This is a genomic window from Pseudomonas sp. NPDC089408, assembly GCF_044749445.1.
In the GTDB taxonomy this organism is placed as follows: Bacteria; Pseudomonadota; Gammaproteobacteria; order Pseudomonadales; family Pseudomonadaceae; genus Aquipseudomonas.
The window spans coordinates 68,478-75,520 of record NZ_JBIVHY010000025.1 but is presented as its reverse complement, the minus strand read 5'-3'; the positions used below and the strand labels follow the sequence as shown (position 1 = coordinate 75,520).

Here is a 7,043-nt window from a genome sequence, read left to right as displayed (position 1 = left end):
CCCCCCCCCCCCCCCCCCCCCCCCCCCCCCCCCCCCCCCCCCCCCCCCCCCCCCCCCCCCCCCCCCCCCCCCCCCCCCCCCCCCCCGCTCCTACACAAAGCAGACCGCGTCGGGTTTCAGGAAACGGGTATCCGCGAAACCGCCTTGACCTCGCGCAACGCCAGGCTCGACTGGATCGAGGCAATCCCGGGCTGCCGGCGCAACACCTCTTCCACGAACCGCCCATAACTCTCCAGGTCAGTCGCCAACACCGTCAGCACATAGTCGGCCTCGCCGGTCACCTTGTGGCACGACAGCACCTGCGGCAGCTTCAGGATCACCTGTTCGAACGCATCCGGCGCCTCGGCCGAGTGGTTGCCGAAACGCACCTGGGCAAATGCCATCACGTCATAGCCCAGTTTCCTGCGGTCGAGGTTGGCCTGGTAGTCCTTGATGATGCCCAACTCTTCCAGCCGTTTGCGTCGCCGCCAGCAGGGCGTCACGGTCATCGCCAAACGCTCGCCTAGCGCGGCGCTCGAGAGGGTGCCGTCGTTCTGCAGCAGGCGCAGTAATTCCCGGTCGGTTTCGTCCAGTTCTTCAATAGCAAAAGCTTTGCTCATAGGTGGCTGGTCCTGTGAATGTTTTGCTCAAGCATCCGGTTTGACTGAGCATAAAGCAAAGTATTTTCAGAGAAATGTCGCGAAAATTGGTTATCCGGTAACCCCTTGAAAAAGGACATTCGCGTGCTGACAGTCTTTAGCAACAACCACCGCTTGCACCATGGCTCGGAACTCAAGGACGGCGCGATAACGCCCTCGTTTGAAAACCCCCGGCGCGCTGAAACCGTGCTGGCCCGGGTACAAAGTACCGGCCTGGGTGATGTGATTTCGGAACAGGCCTTCGACCGCGCCTGCTACGTGGCAGCGCACAGCGAGCGCTACGTGAGCTTCCTGGAAAATGCCTGGTCGGAGTGGGCCGCCACCGGCAAGACCCACGATGCGTTGCCCCTGGTGTGGCCGGTGCGCGACCTGGCCATCGACCGTGAGCCCGGTTTCATCGATGGCAAGCTGGGCTTCTATGCCATGGACGCCGGTGCGCCGATTACCGCGGGCACCTGGGAGGCCGTGCGCAGCAGCGCCAACGTCGCGCTAACCGGCATGCAGCGGATTATTGATGGCGCCGACAGCGCCTTTGCCCTGTGCCGCCCGCCAGGGCACCACGCGGCCCGCGAGTACATGGGCGGTTACTGCTACCTTAACAACGCCGCCATCGCCGCCGAGCGCTGCCTGAGCCAGGGCGCCAAGCGCGTGGCCGTGCTGGACGTGGACTTCCACCACGGCAACGGCACGCAGAACATCTTCTACGACCGCCCCGATGTGTTCTTCGCTTCGCTGCATGGCGACCCGCATGTGTCCTACCCGTACTTTTCCGGTTACGCCCATGAGCAGGGTGTAGGGGCGGGCGAGGGCTTCACTGCCAACTATCCGCTGGGCAAGGGCACGGTCTGGGCGCAGTACCAGCTGGCGCTGCAGGACGCGCTCAAGCGCATCGTCGCACAACGGCCCGAGTTCCTGGTGGTGTCGCTGGGTGTCGATACCTTCGAAGACGACCCGATCAGCCACTTCAAGCTCACCAGTGAAGACTTCCTGCGCATGGGCGCCGAAATTGCCAGTGCCGGCATTCCGACCCTGTTCGTGATGGAAGGCGGCTACATGGTGGACGAAATCGGCATCAACGCGGTGAACACCCTGCAAGGCTTCGAAAACGCACGCTGACCTGCGCGCCAGGCCGTGGCCCGTTGGGCCACGGCGCAGTACGACAAGCAGACCAACAATAACAAGAGGTCGCCCATGCAAGACATGTCCGCAAGCCTTGAGCAAGGCAAACCCGCAGTGCCCGCCCGTGACGGGCACCTGCAACGCACGCTGGAAAACCGCCATATCCAGCTGATTTCCATCGGTGGCGCCATCGGTACCGGCCTGTTCATGGGCTCGGGCAAGGTGATCGCGCTGTCCGGCACCTCGATCCTGCTGGTCTATGCCATTCTTGGCTTCTTCGTGTTCTTCGTCATGCGGGCCATGGGCGAGCTGCTGTTGTCCGACCTGCGCTTCAAGTCGTTTGCCGACATCGTCGCCCATTACCTGGGCCCGCGTGCCGGCTTTGTACTGAGCTGGTCGTACTGGTTGAGCTGGAGCGTCGCGGTGGTCGGCGATGTGGTCGTGGTGGCCGGGTTCTTCCAGTACTGGTACCCCGATGTACCGGCCTGGATGCCAGCGTTCATGGCCCTGTTCGTACTGCTGGGCTTGAACATGCTGGCGGTGCGGATTTTTGGCGAGGTGGAGTTCTGGTTCGGCATCATCAAGATTGTCGCCATCGTCCTGTTGATCATCACGGCGGCAGTGATGATTGCCACGTCCTACACCTCGCCCAACGGGGTGGTTGCCTCGTTGTCCAACGTGGTCGCACCCGGCGCGGTATTGCCGCATGGCATCAGCGGCTTTTTTGCCGGGTTCCAGATTGCCGTATTCTCGTTTGCCGGCACCGAACTGATCGGCACCACGGCAGCCGAAGCCAAGAACCCGCACCGTTCGCTGCCCAAGGCGATCAACACCATCCCGCTGCGCATCCTGTTGTTCTACATCCTCGCACTGGTGTGCATCATCAGCGTGGTGTCGTGGGCCGAGGTGCCGGCCAACCGCAGCCCCTTCGTCGAGCTGTTCCTGCTGGCCGGCTTCCCGGCGGCGGCCGGCATGATCAACTTCGTGGTGCTGACGTCGGCAGCGTCGTCGGCCAACAGCGGGGTGTACTCAGGGTGCCGGATGCTGTTCGGCCTGGCCGAGCGGGGTAACGCACCGGGCTTCTTCGCCAGGCTGTCGAGCCTCAGCGTGCCGCTGTACAGCTTGTTGTTTTCCGGGGTGTGCATGCTGATCGGTTTAAGCCTGTTGTTCATCATTCCCGAGGTGATGACGGTGTTCACGCTGATCTCGACGGTGTCGGCGATTCTGGTGCTTTTCACCTGGTCGATGATCCTGGCGGCGTACCTTGCCTACCGCAAGCGCAACCCGGCCGCGCACCAGGCCTCGCAGTTCAAGTTGCCGGGCGGGGTAGTGACGGCGGTAGTGACCCTGGGCTTTCTCGGTTTCGTGCTGGTGCTGCTGGCGCTGCAACCGGATACTCGGCTGGCGCTGTGCGTGATGCCGTTGTGGTTTGTGTTCCTGTTGCTGGCCTACCGCCGGCGCAGCGAGCCTCGCACCTGAGCAAACTACCTGCCCTGTGGGAGCGGGTTTACCCGCGAAGCATCCAACACGGTGCATGGCACCGGCTTTGCCGGTGTTCGCGGCTAAAGCCGCTCCCACAGGGACCGCGGCGCAGGCATGAATTGGTCATGCTGTCTGCTGCTCGATCAACGCCAGGCAACGCTGCACGATCGGGCTCACATCCCCCTTGCGTCGGCTGAGGATGATCGGGCTGACGGCACCGCTGTCCAGCAGGCCGGCATACTCGATATCGGTACGGTGCTGCTGCTGCACCGACGCCGGCACCAGGGTGATGCCGACACCGACTGCCACCAGGCCGATTGCGGTCTGCAATTCGTTGGCCCACTGGCTGACACGGATGCTCATGCCGTGGTGGGCGAATAGCGCCAGTACATGGTCGGCATAGCTGGGCCGCGGGTTGGCCGGGTAGAGGATGAACGCTTCGCCGGCCAACTGCGCGAGGCTCAGCGGGCTGCCCGCCAGCGGGTGGCCCTTGGGCAGTACGGCCACCAGCGGGTCTTCGCACAGCACCTGCTGGTGAATGGCCGGGTCGTCGATACGAATGCGCCCGAAGGCAATATCGATGCGCCCGCTCTTCAGCGCTTCCACCTGCTGCAACGTGGTCATCTCGCTCAGGCCCAATTCCAGCTCACTGTCCTGGCGCAGCTCGCGGATCAGTTCCGGCAGCACGGTATAGAGGGTAGAAGGCGCAAAGCCGATGCCTAGCCACTGGCGCTGGCCCTGGCCAATGCGCCGGGTGTTGTCGCTGATGTTCTGCAACTGCTGCAGCACGGTGCAGGTCTGCTCGTAGAAAAAGCGACCGGCCTCGGTCAGCCGCAGCGGGCGTTCGCGCACCACCAGCAGGGTGCCAAGCTGCTCTTCCAGTTGGCTGATCTGTCGGCTTAGCGGTGGCTGGGCGATGTGCAGCAGCTCGGCAGCACGGGTGAAGTTCAGGGTCTCTGCCAAAGCCTTGAAGTAACGCAGGTGGCGCAGCTCCATCAGACCTCCAGGGTATGGTGGGAGATTCATTTGATATTGGACGCTGGTCAGGGTGTCGCGCAATCCTTGAACAATCAAGTAAATGCACCATTCGGGCCTGCCACTGGCAGCCCGACCTGACGGGACCTGGCAACAATGACAAGTGCGCTGATTGAACGTATAGAGGCAATTATCGTCGACCTGCCGACGATTCGCCCGCACAAGCTGGCGATGCACACCCTGCAGCAGCAGACCCTGGTGGTATTGCGCATTCGCTGCAGCGATGGCGTGGAAGGTATCGGCGAAGCCACCACCATTGGCGGCCTGGCCTACGGCTACGAAAGCCCCGAGGGCATCAAGGCCAACATCGACGCGCACCTGGCCCCGGCGCTGATCGGCCTGCCGGCAGACAACATCAACGCCGCCATGCTCAAGCTGGACAAACTGGCCAAGGGCAATACGTTTGCCAAGTCGGGTATCGAAAGTGCCTTGCTCGACGCCCAGGGCAAGCGCTTGGGCCTGCCGGTCAGCGAACTGCTCGGCGGGCGCGTGCGTGACAGCCTGGAAGTGGCCTGGACCCTGGCCAGCGGCGACACCGCCCGCGACATCGCCGAAGCCCAGCACATGCTGGAAATTCGCCGGCACCGGGTGTTCAAGCTGAAGATCGGCGCCAACCCGGTGGCGCAGGACCTCAAGCACGTTGTGGCCATCAAGCGCGAGCTGGGCGACCGCGCCAGCGTGCGGGTTGACGTCAACCAGTACTGGGACGAGTCCCAGGCCTTGCGCGCCTGCCAGGTACTCGGCGACAACGGCATCGACCTGATCGAACAACCGATTTCGCGCATCAACCGCGGTGGCCAGGTGCGCCTGAACCAGCGCAGCCCGGCGCCGATCATGGCCGATGAGTCGATCGAGAGTACTGAAGACGCCTTCAGCCTGGCCGCCGACGGCGCCGCCAGTATCTTCGCCCTGAAAATCGCCAAGAACGGCGGCCCGCGTGCGGTGCTGCGCACCGCGCAAATCGCCGAGGCCGCCGGTATCGCCCTGTACGGCGGCACCATGCTCGAAGGCTCGATCGGCACCCTGGCCTCGGCCCATGCCTTCCTGACCCTGCGCCAGCTGACTTGGGGCACCGAACTGTTCGGGCCTTTGCTGCTGACGGAGGAAATCGTCAACGAGCCGCCGCAGTACCACGACTTCCAGCTGCACATTCCGCGTACCCCAGGCTTGGGCCTGACCCTGGACGAGCAGCGCCTGGCGCGTTTCGCCCGGCACTGAAAGCATACACAAAACCCCTGTAGGGGCGGCTTTAGCCGCGAAGCAGGCGACGCGGTGGATGGCACCGGCCATGCCGGTGTTCGCGGCTGAAGCCGCTCCTACAGCGTTCGAAACTGAGCAGAACAAGGAGATATCAGCATGTTGTTCCACGTGAAGATGACCGTGAAACTGCCGGTCGACATGGACCCGGCCAAGGCCGCCCAGCTCAAGGCCAATGAAAAAGAACTGGCCCAGCGCCTGCAGCGCGAAGGCACCTGGCGCCATTTGTGGCGCATTGCCGGGCACTACGCCAACTACAGCGTGTTTGATGTGCCGAGCGTAGAAGCGCTGCACGACACGCTGATGCAGCTGCCGCTGTTCCCCTACATGGACATCGAGGTCGACGGCCTGTGCCGACACCCCTCGTCGGTCCACAGCGACGACCGCTGATTAGCACCTATCTGCCTGACAAGAACAATATGAGGTGAACACCTTGACCGTGAAAATTTCCCACACTGCCGACATCCAGGCCTTCTTCAACCAGGTCGCTGGCCTGGACCATGCCGAAGGCAACCCGCGTTTCAAGCAGATCATCCGGCGCATGCTGCAAGACACCGCGCGCCTGGTCGAAGACCTGGAAATCACCGAGGACGAGTTCTGGCACGCCGTTGACTACCTCAACCGCCTGGGCGGCCGTAACGAGGCAGGCCTGCTGGCTGCGGGGCTGGGTATCGAGCACTTCATCGACCTGCTGCAGGACGCCAAGGATGCCGAGGCTGGCTTGAGCGGCGGCACCCCGCGTACCATCGAAGGCCCGCTGTACGTTGCTGGCGCACCGTTAGCGCAAGGTGAAGCGCGCATGGACGACGGTACCGACCCGGGCGTGGTGATGTTCCTGCAGGGCCAGGTGTTCGACGCTGGCGGCAAGCCACTGGCGGGTGCTACCGTCGACCTGTGGCACGCCAACACCCGGGGCACGTATTCGTACTTTGATTCGAGCCAGTCCGAGTACAACCTGCGCCGCCGTATCATTACCGATGCCGATGGCCGCTACCGCGCGCGCTCGATCGTGCCGTCGGGCTATGGTTGCGACCCGCAGGGCCCGACCCAGGAATGCCTCGACCAGCTTGGCCGCCACGGCCAGCGCCCGGCGCACGTGCACTTCTTCATCTCGGCGCCGGGGCACCGCCACCTGACCACGCAAATCAACTTTGCCGGTGACCAGTACCTGTGGGACGACTTTGCCTACGCCACCCGTGACGGGCTGATCGGCGAGCTGCGCTTTGTCGACGATGCCGCGGCGGCGCGTGACCGTGGTGTGCAGGGCGAGCGCTTTGCCGAGCTGGCGTTTGACTTCCACCTGCAGGCGGCCAGCGCGCCCGAGGCCGAGGCGCGAAGCCAGCGTCCGCGTGCCTTGCAGAAGGGCTGAGTTTCAGCCTTCATCCGCTGTGTTTTTGCCTGGGCCTTTCCGTGCGGGGAGGGCCCGGGCTTTTTACTGGCGCAGGCGCGTGATCTAGCATCCGCCTTTTTGCCGGTGCCCCGCACCCTACAGCCCATCGCGCTGCTGCCCAC

General features: G+C 63.8%; 7 protein-coding genes. 5 read left to right on the top strand and 2 right to left on the bottom strand.

Translation table 11 applies throughout. The features are described from left to right. Positions 1–116: 116 nt before the first annotated feature. Complete coding sequence (locus ACIP02_RS25685) at positions 117–599, bottom strand: Lrp/AsnC family transcriptional regulator (RefSeq protein ID WP_400622384.1); 483 nt, start codon at positions 597–599, stop codon at positions 117–119. 123 nt (positions 600–722) lie between these two features. On the opposite strand from ACIP02_RS25685, the gene ACIP02_RS25680 reads away from it, so the two are divergent. Next, complete coding sequence (locus tag ACIP02_RS25680) at positions 723–1,754, top strand: histone deacetylase family protein (RefSeq protein WP_400622382.1); 1,032 nt, start codon at positions 723–725, stop codon at positions 1,752–1,754. Positions 1,755–1,829: 75 nt separating this feature from the next. Next, positions 1,830–3,236 carry an amino acid permease gene (locus ACIP02_RS25675; RefSeq protein ID WP_400622380.1) on the top strand — a complete coding sequence of 469 codons (1,407 nt, stop codon included), beginning with the start codon at positions 1,830–1,832 and terminating at the stop codon, positions 3,234–3,236. A 126-nt stretch (positions 3,237–3,362) separates the two neighbouring features. Here ACIP02_RS25675 and catR read toward each other — a convergent pair whose 3' ends face one another. Further along, positions 3,363–4,235, bottom strand: a complete 873-nt coding sequence (gene catR / locus ACIP02_RS25670; protein ID WP_400622379.1) for an HTH-type transcriptional regulator CatR — start codon at positions 4,233–4,235, stop codon at positions 3,363–3,365. Between the two features lie 135 nt (positions 4,236–4,370). Between catR and ACIP02_RS25665 the strand changes: the two genes are divergently transcribed. The 3 genes from ACIP02_RS25665 to catA all read left to right on the top strand — a co-directional run bounded on the left by ACIP02_RS25665 (position 4,371) and on the right by catA (position 6,900). Next, positions 4,371–5,492, top strand: coding sequence for a muconate cycloisomerase family protein (locus tag ACIP02_RS25665; protein WP_400622377.1), 1,122 nt, complete (start codon positions 4,371–4,373; stop codon positions 5,490–5,492). 138 nt (positions 5,493–5,630) lie between these two features. Further along, positions 5,631–5,921 (top strand): muconolactone Delta-isomerase, encoded by a 291-nt coding sequence (gene catC, locus ACIP02_RS25660; protein WP_400622375.1) that lies wholly within the window; start codon positions 5,631–5,633, stop codon positions 5,919–5,921. Between the two features lie 43 nt (positions 5,922–5,964). Then, on the top strand, positions 5,965–6,900 hold the full coding sequence (gene catA / locus ACIP02_RS25655) for a catechol 1,2-dioxygenase (RefSeq protein WP_400622386.1): 936 nt from the start codon (positions 5,965–5,967) through the stop codon (positions 6,898–6,900). Positions 6,901–7,043: the final 143 nt, after the last annotated feature.

Excerpts from the sequence above, each read along its gene's own strand:
- ACIP02_RS25685 (WP_400622384.1), bottom strand. The coding sequence starts at position 599 with ATGAGCAAAGCTTTTGCTATTGAAGAACTGGACGAAACCGACCGGGAA.
- ACIP02_RS25675 (WP_400622380.1), top strand. The coding sequence starts at position 1,830 with ATGCAAGACATGTCCGCAAGCCTTGAGCAAGGCAAACCCGCAGTGCCC.
- catR (WP_400622379.1), bottom strand. The coding sequence starts at position 4,235 with ATGGAGCTGCGCCACCTGCGTTACTTCAAGGCTTTGGCAGAGACCCTG.
- ACIP02_RS25665 (WP_400622377.1), top strand. The coding sequence starts at position 4,371 with ATGACAAGTGCGCTGATTGAACGTATAGAGGCAATTATCGTCGACCTG.
- catC (WP_400622375.1), top strand. The coding sequence starts at position 5,631 with ATGTTGTTCCACGTGAAGATGACCGTGAAACTGCCGGTCGACATGGAC.